This window comes from Streptomyces sp. NPDC060031 (genome assembly GCF_042736805.1).
In the GTDB taxonomy this organism is placed as follows: Bacteria; Actinomycetota; Actinomycetes; order Streptomycetales; family Streptomycetaceae; genus Streptomyces.
Map to the genome: position 1 here is coordinate 113,197 of NZ_JBHWVM010000007.1, position 23,328 is coordinate 136,524.

At 71.9% G+C, this 23,328-nt stretch carries 23 protein-coding genes; 9 read left to right on the plus strand and 14 right to left on the minus strand.

Annotated elements, in window-relative coordinates; all coding sequences use genetic code 11:
• Positions 1 to 32 precede the first annotated feature (32 nt).
• The 10 genes from ACFWB8_RS04995 to ACFWB8_RS05040 all read right to left on the minus strand — a co-directional run bounded on the left by ACFWB8_RS04995 (position 33) and on the right by ACFWB8_RS05040 (position 10,205).
• The gene (locus tag ACFWB8_RS04995; RefSeq protein ID WP_385222596.1) at positions 33 to 1,271 is read right to left on the minus strand and encodes an MFS transporter; all 1,239 of its coding nucleotides are present in this window, start codon (positions 1,269 to 1,271) and stop codon (positions 33 to 35) included.
• Positions 1,268 to 2,686 carry an aldehyde dehydrogenase family protein gene (locus tag ACFWB8_RS05000; RefSeq protein ID WP_385222599.1) on the minus strand — a complete coding sequence of 473 codons (1,419 nt, stop codon included), beginning with the start codon at positions 2,684 to 2,686 and terminating at the stop codon, positions 1,268 to 1,270. Before ACFWB8_RS05000 ends, ACFWB8_RS04995 begins: the two co-directional genes overlap by 4 nt.
• Positions 2,686 to 3,786: a phenazine biosynthesis protein gene (locus ACFWB8_RS05005; protein WP_385222602.1), complete on the minus strand. Its 1,101-nt coding sequence runs from the start codon at positions 3,784 to 3,786 to the stop codon at positions 2,686 to 2,688. The genes ACFWB8_RS05000 and ACFWB8_RS05005 overlap by 1 nt, the downstream gene beginning before the upstream one ends.
• Before the next feature lie 136 nt (positions 3,787 to 3,922).
• Complete coding sequence (locus ACFWB8_RS05010; RefSeq protein ID WP_385222605.1) at positions 3,923 to 4,840, minus strand: inositol monophosphatase family protein; 918 nt, start codon at positions 4,838 to 4,840, stop codon at positions 3,923 to 3,925.
• Between the two features lie 4 nt (positions 4,841 to 4,844).
• Entirely contained in the window at positions 4,845 to 5,135 is a 291-nt protein-coding gene (locus ACFWB8_RS05015) for a MoaD/ThiS family protein (RefSeq protein WP_385222608.1), read from the minus strand.
• Positions 5,132 to 5,971: an SDR family oxidoreductase gene (locus ACFWB8_RS05020; RefSeq protein WP_385222610.1), complete on the minus strand. Its 840-nt coding sequence runs from the start codon at positions 5,969 to 5,971 to the stop codon at positions 5,132 to 5,134. Before ACFWB8_RS05020 ends, ACFWB8_RS05015 begins: the two co-directional genes overlap by 4 nt.
• A gap of 29 nt (positions 5,972 to 6,000) precedes the next feature.
• Entirely contained in the window at positions 6,001 to 6,681 is a 681-nt protein-coding gene (locus tag ACFWB8_RS05025; protein WP_385222613.1) for an FmdE family protein, read from the minus strand.
• A 43-nt stretch (positions 6,682 to 6,724) separates the two neighbouring features.
• On the minus strand, positions 6,725 to 7,315 hold the full coding sequence (locus ACFWB8_RS05030; protein WP_377779089.1) for a hypothetical protein: 591 nt from the start codon (positions 7,313 to 7,315) through the stop codon (positions 6,725 to 6,727).
• A gap of 8 nt (positions 7,316 to 7,323) precedes the next feature.
• Entirely contained in the window at positions 7,324 to 8,988 is a 1,665-nt protein-coding gene (locus ACFWB8_RS05035) for an adenylosuccinate lyase family protein (RefSeq protein WP_377779090.1), read from the minus strand.
• Complete coding sequence (locus ACFWB8_RS05040) at positions 8,985 to 10,205, minus strand: Glu/Leu/Phe/Val dehydrogenase dimerization domain-containing protein (protein ID WP_377779091.1); 1,221 nt, start codon at positions 10,203 to 10,205, stop codon at positions 8,985 to 8,987. Before ACFWB8_RS05040 ends, ACFWB8_RS05035 begins: the two co-directional genes overlap by 4 nt.
• Before the next feature lie 178 nt (positions 10,206 to 10,383).
• Here ACFWB8_RS05040 and ACFWB8_RS05045 point away from each other — a divergent pair, with 178 nt between their 5' ends.
• Positions 10,384 to 10,845 carry a MarR family winged helix-turn-helix transcriptional regulator gene (locus ACFWB8_RS05045; protein WP_377779092.1) on the plus strand — a complete coding sequence of 154 codons (462 nt, stop codon included), beginning with the start codon at positions 10,384 to 10,386 and terminating at the stop codon, positions 10,843 to 10,845.
• Positions 10,846 to 11,120: 275 nt separating this feature from the next.
• On the opposite strand, the gene ACFWB8_RS05050 is transcribed toward ACFWB8_RS05045, so the two are convergent.
• Positions 11,121 to 11,753 (minus strand): class I SAM-dependent methyltransferase, encoded by a 633-nt coding sequence (locus tag ACFWB8_RS05050; RefSeq protein WP_377779093.1) that lies wholly within the window; start codon positions 11,751 to 11,753, stop codon positions 11,121 to 11,123.
• A 248-nt stretch (positions 11,754 to 12,001) separates the two neighbouring features.
• On the opposite strand from ACFWB8_RS05050, the gene ACFWB8_RS05055 reads away from it, so the two are divergent.
• Positions 12,002 to 13,276, plus strand: coding sequence for a HoxN/HupN/NixA family nickel/cobalt transporter (locus tag ACFWB8_RS05055; RefSeq protein WP_385222619.1), 1,275 nt, complete (start codon positions 12,002 to 12,004; stop codon positions 13,274 to 13,276).
• A gap of 51 nt (positions 13,277 to 13,327) precedes the next feature.
• On the opposite strand, the gene ACFWB8_RS05060 is transcribed toward ACFWB8_RS05055, so the two are convergent.
• On the minus strand, positions 13,328 to 14,830 hold the full coding sequence (locus tag ACFWB8_RS05060) for an MFS transporter (protein ID WP_385222622.1): 1,503 nt from the start codon (positions 14,828 to 14,830) through the stop codon (positions 13,328 to 13,330).
• 128 nt (positions 14,831 to 14,958) lie between these two features.
• Here ACFWB8_RS05060 and ACFWB8_RS05065 point away from each other — a divergent pair, with 128 nt between their 5' ends.
• From ACFWB8_RS05065 to ACFWB8_RS05095, 7 genes are all read left to right on the plus strand, one after another.
• Positions 14,959 to 15,705 carry a TetR/AcrR family transcriptional regulator gene (locus ACFWB8_RS05065; RefSeq protein ID WP_377779079.1) on the plus strand — a complete coding sequence of 249 codons (747 nt, stop codon included), beginning with the start codon at positions 14,959 to 14,961 and terminating at the stop codon, positions 15,703 to 15,705.
• Positions 15,706 to 15,833: 128 nt separating this feature from the next.
• Positions 15,834 to 16,781, plus strand: coding sequence for an NmrA/HSCARG family protein (locus ACFWB8_RS05070; RefSeq protein WP_377779080.1), 948 nt, complete (start codon positions 15,834 to 15,836; stop codon positions 16,779 to 16,781).
• A 266-nt stretch (positions 16,782 to 17,047) separates the two neighbouring features.
• Entirely contained in the window at positions 17,048 to 17,242 is a 195-nt protein-coding gene (locus ACFWB8_RS05075; RefSeq protein ID WP_377779081.1) for a hypothetical protein, read from the plus strand.
• An 89-nt stretch (positions 17,243 to 17,331) separates the two neighbouring features.
• Complete coding sequence (locus ACFWB8_RS05080) at positions 17,332 to 18,201, plus strand: JmjC domain-containing protein (protein WP_377779082.1); 870 nt, start codon at positions 17,332 to 17,334, stop codon at positions 18,199 to 18,201.
• Between the two features lie 18 nt (positions 18,202 to 18,219).
• Positions 18,220 to 19,083, plus strand: a complete 864-nt coding sequence (locus tag ACFWB8_RS05085; protein WP_377779083.1) for a JmjC domain-containing protein — start codon at positions 18,220 to 18,222, stop codon at positions 19,081 to 19,083.
• A gap of 163 nt (positions 19,084 to 19,246) precedes the next feature.
• Positions 19,247 to 20,308 carry a LuxR C-terminal-related transcriptional regulator gene (locus ACFWB8_RS05090; RefSeq protein WP_385222628.1) on the plus strand — a complete coding sequence of 354 codons (1,062 nt, stop codon included), beginning with the start codon at positions 19,247 to 19,249 and terminating at the stop codon, positions 20,306 to 20,308.
• A 155-nt stretch (positions 20,309 to 20,463) separates the two neighbouring features.
• On the plus strand, positions 20,464 to 20,895 hold the full coding sequence (locus ACFWB8_RS05095; RefSeq protein WP_377779085.1) for a hypothetical protein: 432 nt from the start codon (positions 20,464 to 20,466) through the stop codon (positions 20,893 to 20,895).
• Positions 20,896 to 20,910: 15 nt separating this feature from the next.
• Here ACFWB8_RS05095 and ACFWB8_RS05100 read toward each other — a convergent pair whose 3' ends face one another.
• Together ACFWB8_RS05100 and ACFWB8_RS05105 are read right to left on the minus strand one after the other, a co-directional pair.
• On the minus strand, positions 20,911 to 21,114 hold the full coding sequence (locus ACFWB8_RS05100; RefSeq protein ID WP_377779086.1) for a hypothetical protein: 204 nt from the start codon (positions 21,112 to 21,114) through the stop codon (positions 20,911 to 20,913).
• A 208-nt stretch (positions 21,115 to 21,322) separates the two neighbouring features.
• Positions 21,323 to 21,550 carry a response regulator transcription factor gene (locus ACFWB8_RS05105; protein WP_377779087.1) on the minus strand — a complete coding sequence of 76 codons (228 nt, stop codon included), beginning with the start codon at positions 21,548 to 21,550 and terminating at the stop codon, positions 21,323 to 21,325.
• Positions 21,551 to 23,328: the final 1,778 nt, after the last annotated feature.

A 23,328-nucleotide genomic window follows, 5' to 3' on the forward strand; every position in this document is an offset into this window, starting at 1 on the left:
TGGTTGATGTCCGGTCGACGCGCTGAGAGGGGTCAACCGCGATTGCGCTCGGCGGGCAGGGGCGCCGAGGCCCCCACCGCCCCGGCGGTCCGCTGCTGCTGCGCGAGCGTCGTCGCGAACCGCGCCCGGGCCACCGGACCGATCAGCGCGACCGGCAGGGTGACGGCAGCGGCGATGGCGAACAGCGGGCCGAAGTGCTTCTCGTCGGCCAGCCCGCTGACCAGGTAGGTGCTCAGGGCCGCCCCGGTGTACACCGCACTCGCCACCAGTGAGGTGGCGATGCCGCGGACCTGCGGCGGGGCCACCTGCGTGCCCCAGGTCTGCACGATGGACTGCACCAGCGCGAAGGCGAGCCCCGAAAGGACGCTGCCCGCCAGAACGGTGGCCATCGACTGCGCGGGCACGCACACCAGATAGCCCGCGCAGAGCAGCGCCCCGCCCACCCCGAAGTGGGTGGCCGCCGAGACCCGGTCGCCCAGGGTCCGCACCGCGAGCCCGCCCGCGACGGCGGCCAGCCCGTAGCTGCCCGTGACGAGCCCGGCGTCCACGATGCTGTGGCCGCCCACCTGCAGCGCGGCGTTGAAGAAGTTGAAGAAGCCCAGCATCGCCGCGCCCTCGAACACGGCGAACACCACCAGGAAACGGAACCATCCGATACGGAACACCGTGGCCAGCCGCTCGCCCACGCGCATCCCGCCCGGAGCCGCGGAGTGCGCCTCGGGCATCCGCCCGAACGCCACCGCGAGCACCGGCGCGCACACGGCGACCAGCAGGATCGCGGCCCGCCAGCTCCACAGGTGGGTGAACACGCCCGCGACCACGGTCGCGCCCGCCGTGCCCACCGCTCCGGCCGCCAGCAGGCTGGCCACCGTCCGCTGCCGCCGCTCGAACGGCAGCCGGTCACCCACGTAGGCGACCATCACCGGCAGCAGGGCCGCCGCCGAGGCCCCGGCGAGCGCCCGGCCCAGGATCAGCAGGCCCAGGTTGGGAGCCAGCCCCGAGAGCACGTCGGCGACGCACATGCCGAGCAGCGCGAACCGCATCACCCGGACCCGCCCGAACACGTCCGAGATCAGCCCGTGCACCGGCTGCATGATGCCGAACAGCAGCAGGTACGCCGTGAGCGCGACGGTCACCGAGCCCACGCTGACGTGCAGCCCCTTGGCCGCGGGCAGCAGCAGCGGGGTGATCACGATCCGGTCGAAGTTGCCGAGGAAGGAACCGGCGTACAGCAGTTGCAGGTGCTTGCTCTCGGCGGCCGGCTTGTTCATGGGGAGGGCTCCTTGGCCTGGAAGGGCGGCGGGGGACCGAGGGGAGCCGTTCCGAAGCCCCGCGCCTCCATCAGCTCGTGGCTCAGGTAACCGTCGTGGGGACTGACGTCGCCGGCGGAGTACGTCGGCAGCGGCCCCAGCAGCACCTTGCGGATCGACCGCTCCCGCAGGGCCGCCAGCGCGAGGTCCGGCTCGTCGCCGAGGATGGTCAGCGCGAGGGTGTCGCGCAGCGGCCCGAAGCCCTCCGCGCGCTGCCAGGGCAGGACCCACACACAGGGGAACGACAGCTCGATCCGCGCCCCGGGGTGGTCGGAGCGGTCGCACAGCAGCACCGCCGGCCGCAGCCCCGCCGAGCCGTCGCCGAGGTCCGCCACCGGCCCGTCCGGGTAACGGGCGGCGGTGACGTCGACCGCGCCGTCCTGCCGGGAGGCCAGGTGCGCGCGCAGAGCGAGCGCCTCGGCCAGCGGCAGCACGGGCACCTCGGCCGCCGGGGACTGCGGCGGCGCAGCGGTCAGCCGGGCCAGCCGGCCGGCCAGCGCCTCGGCGAGCACCGCCGGGTCGCCCTCGGTGAACACGGCGGTGGCGTTGGTGCACCGCATGCCGGCGTCGTAGCCCACCGAAGCGCAGATGACGTCGAGGGCCTGCTCGGTGATGGGGCCGGTGTGCAGCAGCTTCGAGCGCCCCGGGCCGCGCAGGACGACCCGCCGGTCCTGGCCGTAGCGCTGCTCGGCCGCGTCCCCGCCGAAGACCAGGCTCAGGTCGGCGGCCTCCACGAGGGCGTCGCCCGTGGCGTGGCTGCCGGGCAGCAGCGAAAGGTAGTGCGGGGCGACCCCGGCCTCCAGCAGCGCGGCGATCATCCGCGCCGGGGTGAACGGATCGCGGGTGCCGGGCCGCACCACCAGCCGGTAGCCGCAGGCCAGCGCGGTGAGCCACTGGGTGTGCGTACCGGGGTTGTTGCTCGGCGCGATCACGGCGAGCACGTCGCCGCGCCGCGCCCACACCGCCGAGATCTCGCCGGGCGCCGGCGCGCCGCCGAGCCCCGCCGGCCGTTCCGCGAGCACGCGGGCGCCGACGCCCGCGAAGGTCTTGGCCACGTCCTGGAGCGAGTGGCGGGCCACGGTGACGGGCACCCCGGCGACCCGGGCCTGCAGCTCGCAGTACGCCTCGGGGGACAGCCCGTTCAGCGTGGCCGTGGCGAACAGCTCGCCCGCCCGCCGCAGTACCTCCGCGTCGGGGGTGCGCTCCTGCCCGGTGCGGGCCTGCGCCACGGTCAGCCGGGCCAGCAGCGGCGGCGCCAGGTGGACGGTGGCCAGGGGCGTGCCGTCCACCCCGCACAGCCGCGCCCGCTCCGCCGACCGGGCCGGGCGGCCGGCCCGGAGCAGCGGGATCTCGTACAGCTCCGTCGCGACCGCCATCAGTAGACGCCCTCGACCACGCCGGCGCCGCCGCCCTCGTACGGGCGCACCGCCGACAGCTCGATGCCGGGGAAGGCGTCGGCCGAGGCCCGGCGCGTGGCCAGGTCCCGTTCCAGGGTGGGCGGGGTGAAGTAGTCCCGGGTCAGCACCGTGATGACGACCCGCCCGTCCTCGTCGTCGGCCACGGCCCGGCCGGGGTCCCCGGGATCGACCAGCTCGACGACGGTGTACGGGTAGTACGGCCGGAAGGTGCAGGCCGCCGCGTCACCGGGACGCCGGGTGCGCTGCGGGGCGACGCCCATCATCGTGTTCCCGTAGGCCCCGGCGAGCTTCGCCTCCGGGAAGACCTCCTCCTCGAACAGGCGCAGCGTCTCGGAGTCCATGCTGGTGCCGCCCCAGATGATCCCGCGCACCGCCGCGCGCAGCGGGGCGTACACGTCCTCGCGGGCGGCGATGGCCTCCAGGATCTTGGGGGTGGTGGAGATGCCGCGGATGTCCTGGGTGGTGAGCACGTCCTTGACCTGGTCGAGGATGTGGTCGACGTAGCGCCGGTACTCGTCGTGGCGTCCCTGGGTGACGCAGCGGCGCACCCAGCGCGGGTCGATGTCCACGAAGTAGCAGAGGTGTCCGCGCAGTTCGGCCAGCGTGCCGATGTTCTTGGACATCACGTGCGGTCCGGTGGGCCCGATGTGCAGCCAGTGCCCCTCGCCCGCCGGGAAGCCCTGCTGGTCGAGCATCATGGACTGCCAGGCCACGTTGCGCCGGCGCGAGGTGGCGTCGACGATCCGCTTGGGCGCCCCGGTGGCACCCCCGGACTCGTGGATCCCGAAGCGGGCCGCCTGGCCCAGGCTGCCGCGCGGGATCAGCTGATCGGCGGCGATCCGGCTCCAGTCGACCGGGACCTCTTCGAACAGGCGCAGGTCCGCCAGGCTCTGGACGTCCGTGCGGGGGTCGAAGCCGAAGGTCTTCGCCCGGTCCACCCAGTACGGGCTTCCGGTGAGCGGGGAGAAGTGCCACTCCATGGTCGCCCGGACGAGGTCGTCGATGTCGGGGGACCGTTCGAGGGGGGATTCAAATACGGAACTGAAGTCGTCAGCCATCTCGGATCGATCCCGTCGTATGCCGTTCTGCTGATTGTCAGTAGCCCTGATGAGTTTTCAGTATGTGGGTCTCTTTGCGAGGCCGTCAAGGCTGCACGGGTGATCCGGACAGCTATGGCGAAAAAATGACGGGACGTCACATCCGGTGTTCCGCATGGAAGTTCGAAAGGGATCCGGAGGGTGCGGACGGGGAGCAGGACGCGGCGGACACCGGAACCGGGGCCGCCGCCTGCCGGGCGAAGGCCCCGAGCAGCAGCCGGGCCAGCCGCGGACGGCAGATCAGCACACCTGCCGCCGCGCCGACCGCCGGATCCGCCATCCGCAGCGGCCTCCCGTCGATACGGCTGATGTGCAGACCGGCCGCCGCCGCGACCGCGAGGAGCGCGGCGCTGCCCCACTCCCACGCCCCGGCCGCGTGCACGTACGCGTCCGCCTCGCCCCGGATCAGCGCCAGGGTCTTCGCCCCGGCCGAGCCCGCCCCCACCACCTCGGCGCCAAGCTCCCGGCCCACGGCCCGGACACGGGCGCCCGGCCCGGCGGCGTCGGTGAACAGGCGCATGCGCCGCGGCACCCTCATCGAACGCCGCCAGGCCCCGGCCGGATCCGAGGTCGAGGCCACCTCGCACAGCGCCGGCACGACCACCGCCGCCCCGACGACGCCGCGGCCCCGCTCCCACAGCGCGAGATGCACCGCCCAGCCGGGATTCCCCGGCTCCCGGAACTCCCGTGCCCCGTCCAGCGGATCGGCGATCCACACCCGCGCCCGGCCCAGCTCCCCGGGCCCGCGCTCCGCCCCGGGCGTCAACAGGGCGTCCCGCGGGTCCCAGGCCCGGATCCGGTTGCGCAGCAGCAGCCCCGACGAGGTCCGGCCCAGCCCGGCCAGCCGTTCGCCCCCGGGCGCCCGCCCGAGCTCCTGTTCCAGCAGCAGGTCCAGCAGCAGGCGCCCGGCCGCCTCCACGCACCCGGCCGCGAAAGCACAGTCCGCGCCCGCGTCCGCGCCCGCGTCCACGCCCATGCCCACCTCCGCGTACGGGCGCCGGAAGCCGGCGGGCACGGTGTCAGCCGCCCGCGACCGCGGGGACGATCACCAGCTCGGACCCCGGCGGCACCGGGGCCGCGAGCCCGCCGCACCCCCGCACGTCCTCGTCGTCCACGTACAGGTTGACGAACCTGCGCAGCCTGCCCTCCTCGTCGACGACCCGGGCAAGGATCCCCGGATGGCCGGACTCCAGCGCGCTCAGCACACCCGCCACCGTCTGCGCGCCGGCACCTTCCACGGCGACCCGCACATCGCGGGCCCCGCCGGTGTACGTACGCAGGATGGTCGGAACACGGACGATGACACTCATCGCGAAGCCTCTCCGCAGACGGGCAGGAAGTCGTGCAGGTGGTCCTTCAGGAACTCCTCGACGCCGCGCGGCGCCCGGTGCGCGATCCGCACCACGTCATCGCCGGACGGATCGCCCGCACCCGCCCGCAGCAGGGCGAACAGCGCGGCGCCGCCCTCGGCCTCCCCGCTCCCGCCACGGCCCCGCGCCAGCCAGGGCGCCACCTCCTCGGGCAGCAGCTCCCTGCACCGCACCCGCCGGGCCGTCAGCCCCGACAGCAGCCCGGCGACGTCCCGGTAGGCGGTCGGAGCCGAGCCGCCGAGACGGTACGTACGGCCCTCGTGGCCGGGCTCGGTCAGCACCCGGGCGGCCACCTCGGCCACGTCCCGGGCATCGACCATGCCGATGCCCCGGCCGCCCACCGGGTCGACCAGCACTCCGTGCTCCCGCACGTCCGCCGCCTGGCCGCCGATCAGCGACTGCATCAGCGGATCGGGCTGAAGAACCGTGTACGGCACCTCGCGGCGCAGCAGGTACTGATGGGTGATCCAGTCCCGCCGCGCCCCGGGCACCGGACTGTCCTGGCGCACCGCCGGACCCCAGGACGAGACCTTCACCAGGCGCGCCCCGACGTCGGCGGCCGCGTCCACCGCCGCGTTCTGCGCCGCGACCTGGCCCGGCGTGTGCGGGGTGAGCAGCAGCACCGCCCCGCAGCCCTCGGCGGCCGCCCGCAGCGCCCCCGCGTCACCCGCGTCGCCGGGCTCCGCCAGCGCGACCACCTCCGCGCCCCGCTCCCGCAGCGCGGCGGTGGTCAGCCGGCCCACCGCACCCGCGGCGCCGATCACCAGCACAGGCATGGCGGCCCCTCCTTCCTCGCAGCGGGCGGTCAGTGCTTGTGGCCGTGCTCGTGGCCGTGCTTGTGGCTGTGCGGGTGGTGGCCGTGGTCGCCGTGCCCCTCCGGCAGCACCCCGCCGTGCGCGGCGAGATGGCAGGACGGGCACACCATCCGGCCGCGGTGGTCGTGCAGGGTCTCCACACTGGTCGGCTCGCCGCAGTCCACGCAGAGGTCCACGCGTGCCAGGTGCTTGGGGCTCGGCGCCTGCTTCTCCACCCGCTCGACGACGAGGATCTCCCCGTCCGGCACCGTCAGCAGCCCGGCGATCCGCTCGGCCTGCGCCTGGGCGAACTTCGCCTCGTCCTCGGCGGTCGCCGTGCCGTCCTCGATGCGGGAGGCCAGCGCCCAGATCTCCTCGGTCCGGTAGACGATGCTGTCGGCCTTGGCACGGATCTGCACGCCCGAGGCGCCTCCGCGCTCCCAGAAGGTGAACACGTTGCGGCCGGCGTCCTCGTGGATCAGGTTGCGCTTGCCGTACGTACACCCGGTCAGCACCTGCAGCGCGTCCACGGCGCAGGCGTCGGTCTCCGTCACGAGGACGAGATCGCCGCTGGCCTCCTTCAGGCCGAGCTCGGCCATCGCGGCCTCGGCGGCCCGCACGCCGAAGGCCACCCCGGGGCACTCGTGCTGGTGGAATCGGATGACGTCGTTGTACGCCTGGGTACGGTCCATGATGACCTCTCGTTCGGTTGGTGACGGCCGGTGGTGAGGGAATTCAGGCCCGGACGGTGCCGCGGCCCGCGAGCGCCGGCACCACGCGTATCGGGGCCCGGCGTCCGTTGTCGCCCTCGAAGTAGGCGCGCAGCGTGGGACGGTGCAGGTCGACGACGGAAAGGATCAGCGTCCACTGGCCGGACCCGCCGGCCAGCATCCGGTCGAGCTCGGTGCAGCTGTCGCGCAGCGGGTCGTCCGGCCAGGGCACCCGGTGGGTGTGGTAGTTGCCGAACAGCACCCAGCCCGAGGCGTCGCAGGCCCGCTCGATCTCCATCAGCTCCCGCGGGTCCGCCACCCAGCCGCGCTGCTCGTTGGGGGTTTCCGAGGGGATGGCGAAGGCATCGACCACGTCGTCCATCCCGCCCCGGTGCCGCTGGTCGTGCCGCAGGTTGGAGATCAGCGGGAAGACCGCGCCGACCTCGATCCCCGTCTCCGTCGGGCGCCCGGCGATCATCCCGAAGGCCTTGCGCTCCTCGGTCTCGCCCTCCAGGTAATGCCCGGTCAGCTTGCGCACGGCGTGCGCGACGAGACTCGCGTACAGCGGCCGCATGAAGACGATCTCGGCCGCCTCGGACAGCTCCGCCGTAGACACCCCGCCCCTCACCGCACTCCCCGCCCACCCACACCCGAGCCGACTCCCGCTCCGACGCCTGACTCTTCGCCAGCGCCCGTCCCGACGACAGCACCCGCGCCGACACCCGCACTCGCGCCGGCACCTGTGCCTGCGGCGGCACCTGCACCCGCGGCACCTGCGCCCGCACCCGCACCCGCACCCGCACCCGCACCCGCGACACCCGCACCGCTCCCCCCACCCCCCGGAGGGAGCCACGCCCGGGCCCGGTCCACCGCCCGCCCGGCCAGTGCCACCGACTGCCCCAGATACGCGGCCGGGTCGAAGATGGAGTCGAGCTCGCCCTCACCGATCGGCGCACCGCCGAGCGCGTCCTTGCCCGCCATCGCGCGCAGCGAGTCCCCGTTCTGCCGCGCCGCCTGCGCGAGTTCGTACACGTACTCGTGCGCGGTCTGCTTGCCGATGTACTTGCCGATCGCGAGCATCAGCTTCTCGGTGGCTATCTGCTCCGCGACCTCGCGGACGTTGTCCCGCAGCCGCTCCGGCCGCACCGCCAGACCGTCCACCACGTGCGCCACGATCTCGCACGCCGACAACGCGTAGTGCGACACGTCCGGCACGCACGCCCACTCGATCCGCAGCGTCCGCGAGTCCCGCTCGTGGTCGCCGCCCATGCAGGCGAACGCGTTCGCCACCTGCGCGGCCGCCAGCCGGGCCATCACCACGGCCTGCTCGCACCCCTCCGGGTTGCGCTTGTGCGGCATGGTGCTGGAGCCCACCTGGCCGTGCCGCCAGCCGAGTTCCAGCTCACCGAACTCCGGCCGGGACAGGATCCGCACCTCGTCCCCGATCCGGCCCATCGTGCCCGCCACCATCGCGACCGTGGACACGTACTCCACCACCCGGTCGCGCGAGACGTGCCACCCGACGTCCGGCTCCGCGAGCCCGAGCCGCCGGGCGAACGCCGCCAGCAACGGCAGCGCCTGCTCCCCGAAGCCGGCCATGGTGCCCACCCCGCCGAAGAGCTGGGCCGCCAGCACCCGGCCGCGCAGCCCCTCGATCCGCTCCAGGTGCCGCACCAGCTCGTCGATCCAGCTGCCGATCTTCACCCCGAAGCCCATCGGAAGCGCCGGCTGCGCGTGGGTGCGCCCCAGCGCCACCGTGCCCGCGTGCTCCCGCGCCAGCGCGGACAGCGCCCCGACGATGCCGCGCAGCCGCGCGTCCATCTCGTCCAGGACATCGCGCATCTCCAGCGCCTGCGCGGTGTCCTGGATGTCCTGCGTGGTCGCGCCGTAGTGCACGTACTCCCCGGCGTCCCCCTCGCAGGCGGCCTGGAAGACCCGCAGGAACCCGACCAGCGAGTGGCTGCTGCTACGGATCCCCGCGCGCACCGCGGCGAGGTCCAACTGCTCCACCCGGGCCGTCCGCGCGATCACGGCGGCAGCCTCGGCGGGGATGATGCCCAGCTCCGCCTGGCTCAGGGCCAGCGCGGCCTCGACGTCCAGCCAGCGCTGGTAGCGACATCGGTCGCAGAAGATCCGGTGGCTGGCCTCGGTGCTGTACCGGTGGCCGTAGAAGGCCGAGTCGGTGATGTGGCTGCGCGCGTGCGCGCAGTCCCGCGTTCCCGGGTCCAGCTCCGGGTCGGCGGTCGGGTCGGGTCTCCTGTCGGGTGCGGTCGCTCCGGACGCGCTCATCGGCTTCCCCTCTCGGTGCGCTGTGCCGTGCTGCCCGGCCTCGCCGCCCGGTTCCCCCGGGGGCGGCGGACCTCGCGGTACGGGCTGAATCCATACGGGCGTTCCTGTGGCCGGACCACCGCCGCCGAGGCGATGTCCTGGGCGATGCGGCGCGGCGCGACGCCGAGGTCGCGCGCCCCGGTGAGGACGTCCCCGACGAGCTCGTGCATCATCGACGCGAGCGTCTCCAGCACCTCCTGCGGCGCGGGCGTCCGCTGCGGACCGAACAGTGCCTCCATGGAGGCGGAGCCGCCGATGCCGCCGATGAAGTCCGGGACCACCACGACTCCGCGGTCCGTCAGGAGCTGCTCGGCGGTGTCGCCGAGACCGCAGTTGGCTCCGACCACGACCACCGGCACCGGCAGCAGCGCGGCCTGCTCGGGAGTCAGCGCGTCCTGGCCGCCGGCCAGGACCAGGACGTCGGCCGGCATGTCGAACAGCGCGTCTCCCGGCAGCCGCAGCGGGGAGCCGAGCAGGGTCGGTACGGGCCGGCGCTGGTCGATGCTGAGCATGTGCCCGATGTCCAGTCCGCGCGGGTCCACCAGGCAGCCGTGCTCGTCCGCCACGGCGGTGATCCGCACCCCCTCCTCCAGCAGCGCCAGGGCGCAGGCGCGCCCCAGATTGCCGAAGCCCTGGAGGGTGACGCTCAGCTGGTCGGGGCGCAGGCCCGCCGACGCGGCCAGCGCGGCGTGGGCGAGCGCGTGCCCCGCCCGCCGCTGGCCCACCGTCAGGGCGCCGACCGGCGCGTCCAGCAGGCCCATCCGGGTCCGGAACTCCTCGTCCGGCAACTGCTGGGCCGCTCGGATCGCGACCTTCACCGAGCCGATGCCCAGCGCGCCCGCGATGCCCTCCAGCTCGTCGAAGCGGGTCCCCATGTCGCACCCCATGCTGAAGCGGGTGCGCAGCTCGTCCTGGAGGAACTCCACGAAGCGTCGGAGCACCGGCAGCCGCTGCGGGCCGTTCGGGTCGTAGGCGATGCCGCACTTGGCGCCGTCGACGTTGATGCCGAGCACGCGCTGCTTGAGCGTCATGCGGCTGGAGAGGGTGTGCAGGGTTTCGACGGTGAGCCCGGCCTGCATCCGGCAGCCGCCGGCGGCCAGTCGGCAGTCGGTGCCGTCGTAGACGAGATATCCGGGGCAGTGCTCGACCGGATCTGAATATTCGATGACGCGGACCATCACGCCCCCTGTTTGATGGCTTGACTGGATCCGAGCAAGATTGATTATCTGTGCATGTGACAATCAGTGCGACTGTCAGAAATGAAGCATGTCTGAGCGCCTGTCAGGCCGTCAAGACTTCGCGAAAGACCGGTCGTATCCTTGACGTTCGTGGCGAAAGGGAAGCAGAAACTTGACCGTGAGCAAGGAACCGGACAGTGAGAACCAACCCCTCTTCGAGGGGTTGCGCGGGTGGCACGGCTTCCTTCTGCGCAAGGCGAGCCAGCTGGTCACAGAGCAGGCTGAACAGGCGCTTTCCCAGCTGGGCCTGACCATGCGCCAGTTCGGAGTGCTCAATGTGGTGGAAGCCGAGCCCGGCCTCAACCAGCGCACCGTGGGCGCCAAACTGCGCATCGACCGGACCACGATCGTCGCCCTGGTCGACGAGCTCGAACAGGCCGGTCTGCTGGAGCGCCGACGAGGCTCCGACCGGCGCACTTTCGCCCTGTACCTGACCGAACGGGGCGCCGACTCGCTCCAGGAGGCGGGCGAGGTGATGACCAAGGTCCATGAGGAGTTCCTCGACCCGCTCTCGAGCGAGGAACGAGATCTCCTGAGGGGTCTCCTCGTCCGCCTGGCCGTCCACCAGCCACCCGGGTAGCCCGCCGCCAAGCCAACCGGCCGCCCCAGCCGCCCCAGCGGACTCGGCAGCCCCAGCCGACCCAGCAGGCCAGGCGGCCCTACTTGGCCCAACGGCCCCAGCTGACTCGACGCCTCCAGCCGACCCAAAGCCCCCACCGACCCCAGCGACTCCACCTGACCCACCGGCCCACAGGGGTCAACCGACCCCCACCGGCCCACCGGCCCACCGGGCCAACCGACCCACCGGCCGCCGCCGACCCACCGGCCGCCGAGCCCCCCACCCGGCAGACAGCCCTAGGGCCCGGCGGGCCGGCGGGCCCGCACGACGGTCGCGAACGACCGCCTCGCCCCCGCCTCGGTCCCCACCATGTGCTCCACCCGCTCCGCCCGCTCGACCGTCAGCCCCGCGAGCTCGCCCGCCAGGACCTCGGGCGCGTAGGCCTGCTCCGGATCGGACGGCCCGCCCACCCCCCGGCCCACGTTGTCGGGGTGGTGGCCCACCACCACGATCCGCCCGCCCGGCGCGAGCGAGCGCGCCGCACCGGCCAGCAGCGCCGCACGTCCGCCGGACTCCGGATGGACGTAGGCCAGCAGGATCAGTCCGTAGGCGCTCGACGCAGACTGATGATCCGTCAGATCGGCCTGCACCGTCCGTACGTCCAGCCCTTCCTGCCCGGCCAGTTCCCGGGTCCGGGCCAGCGCCGGGGCGGAGAAGTCCACCGCCGTCACCGCCCATCCCCGCCGCGCCAGCCACAGGGCGTGCCGCCCCGCCCCGGCCCCGAGATCGAGCGCCGCGCCCCCGCCGGCCCCGGGAGCCCCGGGTTCCAGGGGTTCGAGCTCCTCGATGACCAGGGGGTGCGGCCGGTGCGTCCAGCCGAGGTCGCCGTGGGTGTAGCGGCGGTCCCAGTACTCAGCGGAAAGCGTCATGATCTGCCTTCGTCCCTCAGCGCGTTGAAGCGGGAGAACGGCTCGCGCCGTAGCCCACACGATGCCCACCGCCGCTCTATCGGCGCTTGACCGATACTTCTTGACAGTGTCACGGATCGTCACGGATGCTGCCGATTGCCTTCACGCAAGGACTACGCAAGAGCGCCTGCACGGCAATCAGGCCGGTCGGCGAGGAGTCGGCCGCCCGGCGAGCGCCGCGGCCGTGATCCTGGGAAGTGTGTGCTGTCATGACGCCAACCAGAGCAAAGCGGCTCAGAGAGTCGTTCGACCGCAAGGAACTCGCCCGGGTGGGCGTCCTGTTAGGGGTCGTGGCGGCCCTGCACATCATCGGCTTCGGCCTGTTCATCCACTACAACGGCATCCAGAAATACCACACCATCTCCGACTCCCACGGCACCCTCCTCTACGCCGGCGCCGCGGGCCTCGCCTACGTCTTCGGCCTGCGCCACGCCTTCGACGCGGACCACATCTCCGCCATCGACGACACCACCCGCCTGCTCCTGCAGAAGGGCAAGAAGCCGCTCGGTGTCGGACTGGCCTTCTCCCTGGGCCACTCGACGGTGGTCATGGCCATGTGCGTCGGCGTGGCCTTCGCGGCCAACGCCGCCGTCAACTTCGAGGACAGCTTCGCCAGCACCGGCGGCCTCATCGGCACCCTGGTCTCCGGCACCTTCCTCTACATCGTGGCCGCCTTCAACTTCGTCATCCTGGCCGGCATCTGGAAGGTCTGGCGCCAGGTCAAGAGCGGCCGGTACGAGGAGCAGCACCTCGAGGAGCTGCTCGCCTCGCGCGGGTTCATGAACCGCATCTTCAAGGGGCGCTACAACAAGTTCATCAACAACTCCTGGCAGATGTACCCCGTCGGCATCCTCTTCGGCCTCGGCTTCGACACCGCCACCGAAGTGGCCCTGCTCGGCATCTCGGCCTCCGCCGCGGCCGGCGCCGGCGTCGCCGGAGTCACCCTTCCACCGCTGGCGATCATCGCCCTGCCGTTCATCTTCGCGGCCGGCATGTCCCTGATGGACACCATCGACGGCATCTTCATGTCGAAGGCCTACGCCTGGGCGTTCGGCAATCCGGTGCGGAAGATCTACTACAACATCACCACCACCGGAATGTCGATCTTCGTCGCCTTCGTCGTAGGCACCCTCGAACTCTCCGGCGTCCTCACGGAAAAGCTCGGCGTCGCCGACAAGAAGCCCTGGAGCACCTTCAACGCGCTCGACCTCAACAAGATCGGTTTCTTCATCGTCGGCATCTTCCTCGCCACCTGGCTGGGCAGCGTGCTCTGGTGGAAGATCCGCCGCCTGGAGGAGCGCTACACCCCCGCCATGGGCGCCGGCGCCGCGGTCTCCGCCCTCGACCAGGTCACCATCGACCCCACCACCCTCACCCCCGAACGCCTGGCCGCCATCCGCCAGGCCATCCACCACGAACTCCACCACCACGGGCTGCACCACCAGCACGCCCGCACCCGCCAGAACGAACGCGCCCCCGCCTGACAGCGCGAAACGGCCGGTGCCCCCGTGGGGGCACCGGCCGTCCGAGGTGCGTCAGGCGGCGAGCTCGCTCTCCTCGGCCGGGGCCGCCGCCGCGGCTTCGGGCCTGGCGTCCCGCATGACGACCGCGGCGAGGACGGCGGCGGCGAGGACGCCGATCGCGCTGATGGTGAAGGTGGTCGACATCGAGGCGGTGAAGGCCTCCCGGGCGGCGTGGACCAGGCCGCCGTCGCCCTGGGCGACGGCCAGCGCGCCGCCGATCGACTGCTTCGCCGCCTCGGGGGCATCGGCCGGCATCTGCCGGGTGAACCCGCTGGTCAGCAGCGAGCCGAGGATGGCGATGCCGAGCGCGGTGCCGGCCTGCTGGATGGTGTCGTTCAGAGCGGAGCCGACGCCCGCCTTGTCCTGCGGGATGGTCCCCATGAGCGCCCCGACCGCGGCGGGCATCGCAAGCCCGGCCCCGAGGCCGAGGAGGCCGAGGGCCACGGCGGGAACGGTGAACCCGGTGTCGGCCGACACGGTGGCCAGCAGCGCGAAGGAAGAAGCCATGACGACCATCCCGGCCAGTACCAGGAGCCGGTTGCCGATCTTCGAGACGAGCCCGGCCCCGGCGCCGTTGCCGATGAGGGCGGCGACGGCGAGCGGCACGAACGCGAGGCCGGCCTTGACGGGGGAGTAGCCGAGGACGAACTGCAGGTACTGGGTGAGCACCAGCAGCAGGCCGCCGTTGCCGATCTGTACGAGGGTCAGCGAGAGCGAGCCGCCGCTGAAGTTGCGGTGCTTGAACAGGACCAGCGGCACCATCGGCGAGGGCGTGACGTTCTCCCAGACGACGAACCCGACGAGCGCGACGACCGCGACGGCCAGGGTGATGGCGGAGCGGCCACCGAAGGCGCCGTGCTGCGGGAGCTCGATGATCCACCAGATCAGAGCGGTCATACCGGCCGCGGACAGCACCGCGCCCAGCGGGTCGGGCTTCTGCCAGGGCCCCTTGGACTCCGGCATGAGGGTGAGCGCCGCCAGGACGGCCAGTGCGACGACGGGCACGTTGATGAAGAAGATCGAGTGCCAGGAGAAGTGGTCGATCAGAACACCGCCCAGCACCGGGCTGCCGACCAGACCGAGCATGGACACCGAGCCCCAGGCCGCCATCGCCTTGCCGCGCTCGTCCTCGTCGAAGACCGTGATGAGGATCGACAGGGTCGAGGGCATGATCAGCGCACCGCCGACGCCCATCGCGGTGCGTACGGCGATCACTTCGCCGGGGCTGGTGCAGAAGGTCGCGGCCAGCGACGCCGCCCCGAAGAGCAACAGCCCGATGATCATTATCTTCCGCCGACCGAACCGGTCACCGAGGCTGCCCGAGGTGAGCAGGAGCCCGGCGAACACCAGGATGTAGGAGTCGAGGATCCACTGGGTGTCCTGGGCGCTCGCCCCGATGTCCTCCGTCATCGACGGCACCGCGACGGTCAGGGCCATGCTGTCGACGACCAGGACCAGCGTGCTGAGGCAGAGCACGATCAGGATCCACCAGCGACGTGGGTTGCGGGCTTCCATGGGAGCTTCCTTCCGACCTGAGCACACTGTTCCTTCGATGCGCACACTGTACGCATCACGGAACACTGTGCGCAACCCCCGCTCTGTGTACGCTAAATGCGAACGCTGTACGCAAAAGGAGGAGCGGTATGCCCACCAAGCCCACCCCGCCCGAGAACACGAACCCGATCCCCTCGGTGTGGACCCGCAGGCAGCGAGAGACCCAACAGCCCGCCCTCACCCGGACCGCGATCGTCCGCGAGGCGGTGGCCATGCTCGACGCCGACGGCATCGAGGCACTCAGCATGCGCAAGCTCGGCGCCCGCCTGAACGCCGGCGCGACCTCCCTCTACCGGCACGTCGCGACCAAGGAAGAGCTGATGGAGCTCGCAGTGGACGAGGTGTGCGCCGAAATCCTCGTCCCCTCCCCGGACCTCGCCCGCAAGGACTGGCGCGCCGCCGTCACCGAGGCCGCCGCGTCCTTCCGCACGACCGCCCTGAACCACCCCTGGCTCTCCTCGGTCCTGGGCCAGGCGGGCCTCGCCTACCTCGGCCCCAACCTCATGTCCTTCTCCGAACAGCTGGCCGCCCTGTTCACGGCCGCCGGCTTCCCCGAACCCACCCGCGCGATCGACACGGTCGTCACCTACGTCATCGGCATGAGCACCACCGAGGCGGCCTGGCTCACCACGGTCGCCCGCTCCGGCGAAACCGAAGCCGCCTTCATCGCCCGCCTCATGCCCGCCGCCCAACAAGCCGCAGCCGACCACGACCACCTCACCGAGGCCTACGCCACCGCGGTCACGCCCCTCGACCCCGCAGAAATCCGCGACACCAAATTCACCTACGGCCTGGACGTGATCCTGGACGGCCTGGCCCTGCGCCTCCCGCACTGACCCCGCGCGAGCGGTACGCCCATCCGGGGCGGGCTCGGCGTGTACCGCCGCCCGGCCTCGACCCGCGGCCATAGGTTTCGCAGCGGATACGCCTGGCCGTACAGCGAACAAGGAAGCGGGTGCCGGCGATGACCGAGCAGCGAACCGTCACCGTCTTCGGCGCGACGGGACACCAGGGAGGCTCCCTCGTACGGGCGATCCTCGCGGACCCGGGCAGCGGCTTCGCGGTCCGCGCGGTGACCCGCCACCCGGACTCGGACCCGGCCCGGGAACTGCGACGACTCGGCGCCGAGGTGGTCCGGGCCGACCTGGACGACGAGGAGAGCCTGGTCGCGGCCCTGGAGGGCGCCTACGGGGCGTACCTGGTGACCAACTTCTGGGAAGACATGGACGCGGCGCACGAGAAGGCCCAGGCGGCGGCCCTGGCCCGGGCGGCCGGGCACACGGGTGTGCAGCACGCCATCTGGTCCACCCTCGAAGACACCCGCGACTGCATCCCGCTCGACGACGACCGGATGCCCACGCTCCAGGGCTCCTACAAGGTCCCGCACTTCGACGGCAAGGCCGAAGCCGACCAGTACTTCACCGATGCCGGCGTACCGACCACCTTCCTGCGCACCACCTTCTACTGGGAGAACCTGTTCGGCTCGTTCGCGCCCCAGCGGGCCGAGGACGGCACCCTGGAGCTGAACTTCCCCATGGGCGACAGCAAGCTCTCCGGGATCGCCGTCGAAGACATCGGCAAGACCGCCCTCGCCATCCTCAAACGCGGCACCGACTTCATTCCCGCCACCATCAGCATCGCCGGCGAACACCTGCCCGTCGCCGACATGGCAAGGGCCCTCTCCGAGGCACTCGGACAACCCGTGCGCTACCGCCCGCTGGCCCCGGACGCGTTCCGCGCCCTCGGCTTCCCCGGCGCCGACGAGGCCGGCAACATGTTCCGGTTCTACGCCGACTGCGCCCCCCGCTTCACCGCCGCCCGCGACCTCGAAGCCATCCGCACCCTCAACCCGGCCCTCCAGAACTTCTCCACCTGGCTGACCAAGAACCGGACCAACTTCCCCCAGACCTGACCGGGGCCCCGACAACGTCTTGCTTACAGACCCTGCACCGCCCCCTGTCCGCCGGACTGTGGACGGGCTGCTGCGGCCGGGTCTGCTGGCTGTTGGCGGGTGGGGTGTTCGGGGTGGGGTGCCGGTCACGAAGGTGCGGGTCACGAGGGTGCGGGTCACGGGGGTGCGGGAGCGGGAAAATGTCACTGTCGGTGAGGGTGCGGGGCGGACAGGATTGAGATCAGTCAAGGGGAAACGCCCCGGGACATGAACTCACTGGAGATGACATGGACTTCTCGCAGAACACCGACGCTCCCGCCAAGACCGCTCTGAGCCTCTCCCGCAAGGCCGCGCTGGGTGTGGCGGCGGCCGCGGTCGTCAGTGGGGCGCTCTTCGCTCCGGCCGCGTTCGCCGCCGATGCCGCGCCGTCCGGCAGCGCCGTCGTGGCCGGGTGCGCGGAGTGCTACCCCGACGTCATCTGATCCCGCCGACCGACCGTCTGCTGCTGGGGCCCGCCCACCACACAGGGGCGGCGGGCCCCGCAGCCGGGCCAGAGCAAGGAGAGTGAGCCGTGGACTGGCTCGAACGCTGTGTGACCGACGCGGACCGCTTCCTGCGCACGCAGTGGCGCCGAGGGCCCGCTCTGCTGCGGCCGGCCGATCCGCCGACGGAGGTTCTCGGACTCGCGGATCTTGACGATCTGCTGGATTCGGGCACCTTGAGGGTGCCGTACGCCGGGCTGTTCACCATGGCGGGCGCGGTGCCCGAGGCGGCCTACTGTCCGCCTCGGGTGGTGGCCGGCCGGTACCTGGAAGGGTGGCTCGACGCGGAGCGGGTGCGTGCCCTGATCCGGGATGAGCAGGCCACCTTGCAGCTGCGCTACGTCAACCACTGGTATCCGCCGGTGCGGGAACTCACCGCGGGACTGGCACGGGAGCTCGACCGGCTCGTCGAGGCATTCCTCTTCTATTCGCAACCCGGGCGTTTCGGTGCGGTGCACCGCGACGACGGCGACATCCTGGTGCTCCAGCTGAGTGGTGCCAAGCACTGGAAGGTCTACGGGGGGCCGACGGACGGGCACTGGCAGCCCGTGCGGGAGGACGACCCGGGTGAGGTGTTGCTGGACACCGTCGTACGGCCCGGCGAGGTGCTGTACGTGCCCAACGGCTACGCCCATACCGCCCAGGCCACGGCGGACGGTCCCTCGCTGCACCTGACGATCGTGCTGCGCGAGGCCGGGGCCGACCACCTGCGGGCCCAGCTGCGGTCCTTCCTCGCCGAGGGCCTCGCCCTGCCGGCCCGTCCCCTGGGCGACGAGGACCTGACGGCGACGGCGGCCGCCCTGCTGGCCCATGTGACCGACCGGCTCGACGCCGCCGACGCCCCTTCCCTCGTGCACAGCGCCCGCCTGCACGCCTACAGCAGCCGCCCCACGGCCTGAGCGAGAGTGAGACCGACGATGGACTGGCTGACCCGATGCGTGGGCGACGAGCAGGAGTTCTTCGCCGCGTACTGGCGCCGCGCACCGGCTGTGCTGCGTCCCGAGTGCCCCCCGGTGGACGTGATCGCCACCGCCGAGACGGATGCTCTTCTGGATGCGGGACTCCTCAAGGTTCCCTACATCGGGCTGGTCCATGCGGACAGCCACGTGCCCGTCGAGCGGTTCTGCACCCCGCGGGTGGTGCTCGGTGAGCTCGTCGAGGACTACGCGGACGGCGACCTCGTACGGCGCCTGGTCGAGGAGGAACGGGCCACCGTGCTCCTGCGGTACGTCGACCAGTGGCACCAGGGCGTGCGGGCGCTGACCGCGGGGCTGGGCGAGCAACTCGGCCGGCAGGTGGAGGCGTTCGTCTTCCGCACCCCGGCCGGCACCCAGGGCCGCCCCCTGCACCGCGACGACGCCGACGTCCTCGCGATCCAGATCAGCGGCGAGAAGCGCTGGCAGGTTTACGGCGGACCGCGCGACGGCAACTGGGAGCCGGCCCGGGAGGACGGCGACCCGGGTGAAGTGCTCCTGGAGACCGTGCTGCGGCCGGGCGAAGTGCTGTACGTACCGCGGGGGTTCGCACACCGCGCCGATGCGGTGGGGGACGCGCCGTCCGCGCACCTGTCGCTGACCGTGCGCGAGGCGGGCACCGCGAACCTGTACGCCCTGTTGCAGGCGGTCCTCGCCGACGGGGCGCACATTCCAGGGCGACCGCTGGACGACCGGGAGCTGACCGAGGCCGCAGCGACGCTGATCGAGCACCAGCGCCGCGCGGTGGACGCCCTGACTCCCGGGACGCTGGTCGCTCTCGCCCGTGACGCCATGCGTGGTGTGTGACGCCTCCTCGCACCCTGCAGACGGATACGGACAGCCCCCGACGCCTCGTGCTCGGGGGCTGTCCGTCTGCCGTCCGGTGATCGCTTCCGCCTATCCTTGGCCCGGGCATCCAATGCGCCGGCCGCCGGCACGACCTGTCGGGCCGGCGGCGAAGGGGCAAGGGGTGGCAGTGCAGGGGGAATCGGGACCGTTCGACGCGGCGCGGGGGCTGGGGGAGAGCGACCTGGCCGTGTACGGCTGGGTGCTGGAGAAGCGGACGGGCGAGGCGGAGGCCGTTGCCGAGGGTGTCGGGATCACCGCCGGGGAGGCCGGGGCGAGCCTGGAGCGGCTGCGGCGGGCCCGGCTGCTGCACGCGCAGACCGGTCCCGGCGGGTCGCAGGCGGTGTTCGCGGTGGCGCCCGAGACGGCGCTGGCGCAGCTCGCCGCGCCCGTGGAGGCGCGGATACGGGAGCAGCAGGCCGGGCTCGCCGGGATGCGCGAGGACCTCGGCCCGTTCGTCGCCCGCTACCACCAGCGGCGCGCGCGCGGTGAGGGGTTGGAGCTCCTGGAAAACGTGCAGGACGTCCGCAACACCCTCAACCAGGCCTCGGACCGCTGCCGCAGAGAGGTCCTGACCAGCCAGCCCGGGGGCGGGTCGCGGGTCCCGGAGGCGATGCAGGAGGCGCTGGTGCGGGACCGGGCGATGCTGGCCCGCGGGATCCGGCTGCGTACGCTCTACCACCACACGGCCCGCTTCAACGGGCCCAGCCAGGCGTACGTGGCCGCCGCGTCGGCGCTGGGCGGCCAGTACCGCACCGCGCACGAGTTGTTCGGCCGGCTCATCGTGTTCGACCGCGAGGTGGCTTTCATCCCGGTCAGGGACGACAGCTGGGGTGCCGTCGTCATACGGGAGCCGTCCACGGTCGCCTACCTCTGTGAGATCTTCGAGCAGGCCTGGGACCGGGCCACCCCGTTTGCCGACGCCGCCGGCCAGGGGCTCGAAGAGGTCTCCCGGGAGATCCACGAGACGATCGTGCGGCTGCTCGCGGCCGGGCTCAAGGACGAGGCCATCGCCCGGCGGCTCGGGATGTCGCTGCGTACGGCACGCCGTCACATCGCCGACATCATGGAGGAGCTGGGCGCCGCCAGCCGCTTCCAGGCGGGTGCCCACGCGGCCGCTCAGGGGCTGCTGGCGGCAGGCGGCGGTCTCGAGGGGCAGCCGCCGTCCGGAGCGAACGCGGGCTGAGGAGCGATGCCGGCTGCTCGCAGGGCCGTCGCGTCGCGTGTTCTCGGGAGCGGACTTTCGCGGCTGGTCGGGGGGCGCCAGGTGCCCGATGCTGGTCGTACGGCCCCGGCAGGACGTCTGACGGGCGGCGTTTCGAACGAGGAGCGGGGCGGGGCATGGACGGCGGCGGGACCATGGCGCCCTGGGCGGCGGCGCAGAGCGCGGTCCATCTCACGGAGCTGGTGCTGTTCTTGTCGGTCCATCTGGACCGGGCGCCGGGTGTGCTGTGGCCCGAGTACGAGCATCCGGTCCTGGGCGCCCCGGAGTGGGCGCAGGTGCTCGACGGGCTGGCACTCGAACTCGGCCCGGGTGCGGGCCTGGTGGCCCGGAGCGGCGGGACGGTGAATCCCGCCGCGCACCGGGTGGTCCATCAGGTCGAGGGGGCGGGGACGTGGCGCCTGTCCGGTGACCGGGGCGGCGTGGGCGCGGACGGCTTCCAGTGCCGGTTGCGCTCGGGGGAGGTGCTGTACATCCCGGCCCGTTGGTCCTGGTCGGTGGAGCTGACGCCCGGGGGACGGTACGTGCTCACCGATCTGGCGCCGGTCTAGCCTTCGAAGCGGGGATCAGCCGCCCCAGGAGGTGTCGCACGGCTCCATCCGGCCGTCGCCGCCTGCCTGGAAGTCCGTCCCGGAGAGGGGCGTGCCGGTCGACTGGAGCACGATGTGGCCGCATTCGATGTCGTCGGCGTACGCGGGGGAAGCGGGCTGGAAGGCCAGCAGGGCGGCGGTGGCGACGGCGGTGAGGAGCAGGGCGAGGCGCTTCGGCATGGTTTCCCCAGGGACATGGCGGGGCCCGCCCGCTGAGCGGGCCCGGTGCGGTGTGTGGTGCGGATGCGGTGCGTGGCCAACACTGGCGCAGCCCGGTGGCGTACGTACGGGAGCGGGCCCTTCACCAACGTGCGTGACCGCAAAGTGAAGGGTGCTCAGATTCCGCAAACGCCAGCAGAGTCGGGCAAAGGGAAGGGCCTGGTGGGGCTCAGGAGACGTAACCGCGCTGGAGGGCGAAAACCACGAGCTGGGTGCGGTTGGCCGTGCCGGTCTTGTCGCGCAGCCGGCGCAGGTGCGTGTCGACGGTGTGCGGGCTGATGCCCAGCCTCCGGCCGATGCAGCAGTACGTCTCGCCGCCCGCGAGCAGAGCCAGGACCTGGCGCTCGCGGGGGGTCAGGGTGGGCTCGCAGACGGCGGCCTTCAGGGTGTCCGGCATGGCTGGCTCCTCCTCGTCGACGGGATCCGGAGGCGAGCCGTCGGGCCCGTCCGGAACACCTCTCACCCTGGGGCAGACCGGGGGTGCGCGGCGACGGGGGAACACCTCAGCAAACTGCGTGGCAGCAAAGCGAGGAGTCGGCAAAGTCGACAAAACAGACAGGAACGCACGCACACCAGCCCAGGAAGAGACCCCTCGGGCCTTGTCGACTCCTCAGCGAACACCCCCGTACGCCTCGGCCCGCTCATCACTCAGAAACCCCACCGGCACGCAGCCAGCCCCGGGGCCGTTGCGCCGTTCCCCCATACGCCCGACGTGGGGCCGCGCCCCGGCACGCCGCCGCCTTCCCGCTCGGTATACCGCGTGGGGGCCTGAATGCCACACCGGTGCTGCAGTAGTCGTCATCGCGGTGGGTCGTCGTTCGTGCTGGTTAGGGACGGGTTGGTGGTGACATTTTGGTGCGGTGTCTATGGGGTGTGGTTGGCGTCCGGGGTTGTGGGTGGCTGTTGTTGTCCGGTGTCAGAATCCCGCCATCGGAGAACAGTGCTGAAGCTGACGGGCACAGGGTTCGATGTGGCTGCGCGTCACGCAGTGCGTCGGTCATGCCCTGATCAGATGAGTCCCGCATTGATCTGTGTGGTGATCGGTCAGAAACCGGGCTGTTACCCCGGGCAGCGGATGGGAGCACCTAGCCCTGTAACTATCCCCAATCCAAAATGAGGCACGCCTGATGGGTGATGTTCAGATGACCGACCCCTCGCCCTCCTGATCTCCGAAGGCTTGCCAGCGCCAGGAGGCTGCCATGGAGGCAGGGTTACGATCGCATTTTCGGGCTGGTGTGTTGTGGTTGGGGGAGTTGTGCAGACTGGCGGGATTGGCGTTGCGGCTGATCGTGAGTGGGTCATCCAGAACGCGAAGGGGAAGAAGTTTGTGTACGAGTCGGCGGCTGAGGCTTTCGAGGAGCTGCACGAGTACGGGGAGGGTGCGGTGGTACTGACCCGTCTCGTATACCGGGGCTTGTTCCGTACGAAGCCGGTAGAGGACTGGCAGCCGGTAGAGCCGTCAGCGCTCTGATGCTCTGACCGCCGCTGCCGGCTGGGTGAATTCCTGCCTTCCTGGTGATCGTCTGGGTAGGGTCGTGTTTCGAATCGAGTATCGGGGGGCGATGTGGTCGAGCTGGGCGTGTTTTTCGGTGTGATGGGGTTGGCGGCGTTGTGGATGATATGGACTCTGCTACGGCGGGGGAATCGGCGTACGGAGACCGCAGAGGGTCTGCTGATTGAGCAGGCTCGCAGGGAACGGGCGAGCAGTGACCGGGTTTCCTACAGTTCGAACGCCATGCACAATTCGGCGACGCACGGGAACGAGTACAGGCCGTAGCCCGCGACCCGCCTCTTGGCAGTCAGATGCCCGCTACGCGGGCATCTGACTGGAGGCGAAGGCGGAGTCGGAAGGGCGAGGCGGGGGAGCGAAGCGGACCCACCCAACGGACCTTAGGGCCGGATCCCGTGAAACGGAGTCACTTCCCGAGCGGAGCGAGGAAGTATCTGGCCCGCGAAGCGGACTCGTTCTGGGTTCCGCTGCGGTCCCGTTGGGCTCCGCCCAGAACGAGTCCGCAGCGCAGCGGAGGATTCCGGCTCGGAGCGGAGCGGAGAGCCACCGGCCGAAGGCCGGCCCTGGGCTGCGCAGCAGCCCCCGCCGAGCGAAGCGAGGCGGTTTCCCTCGGGCGAGCGCAGCGAGCCCGTTCAGTCCTAGGCGCGCAGCGCCTAGGTACCCGC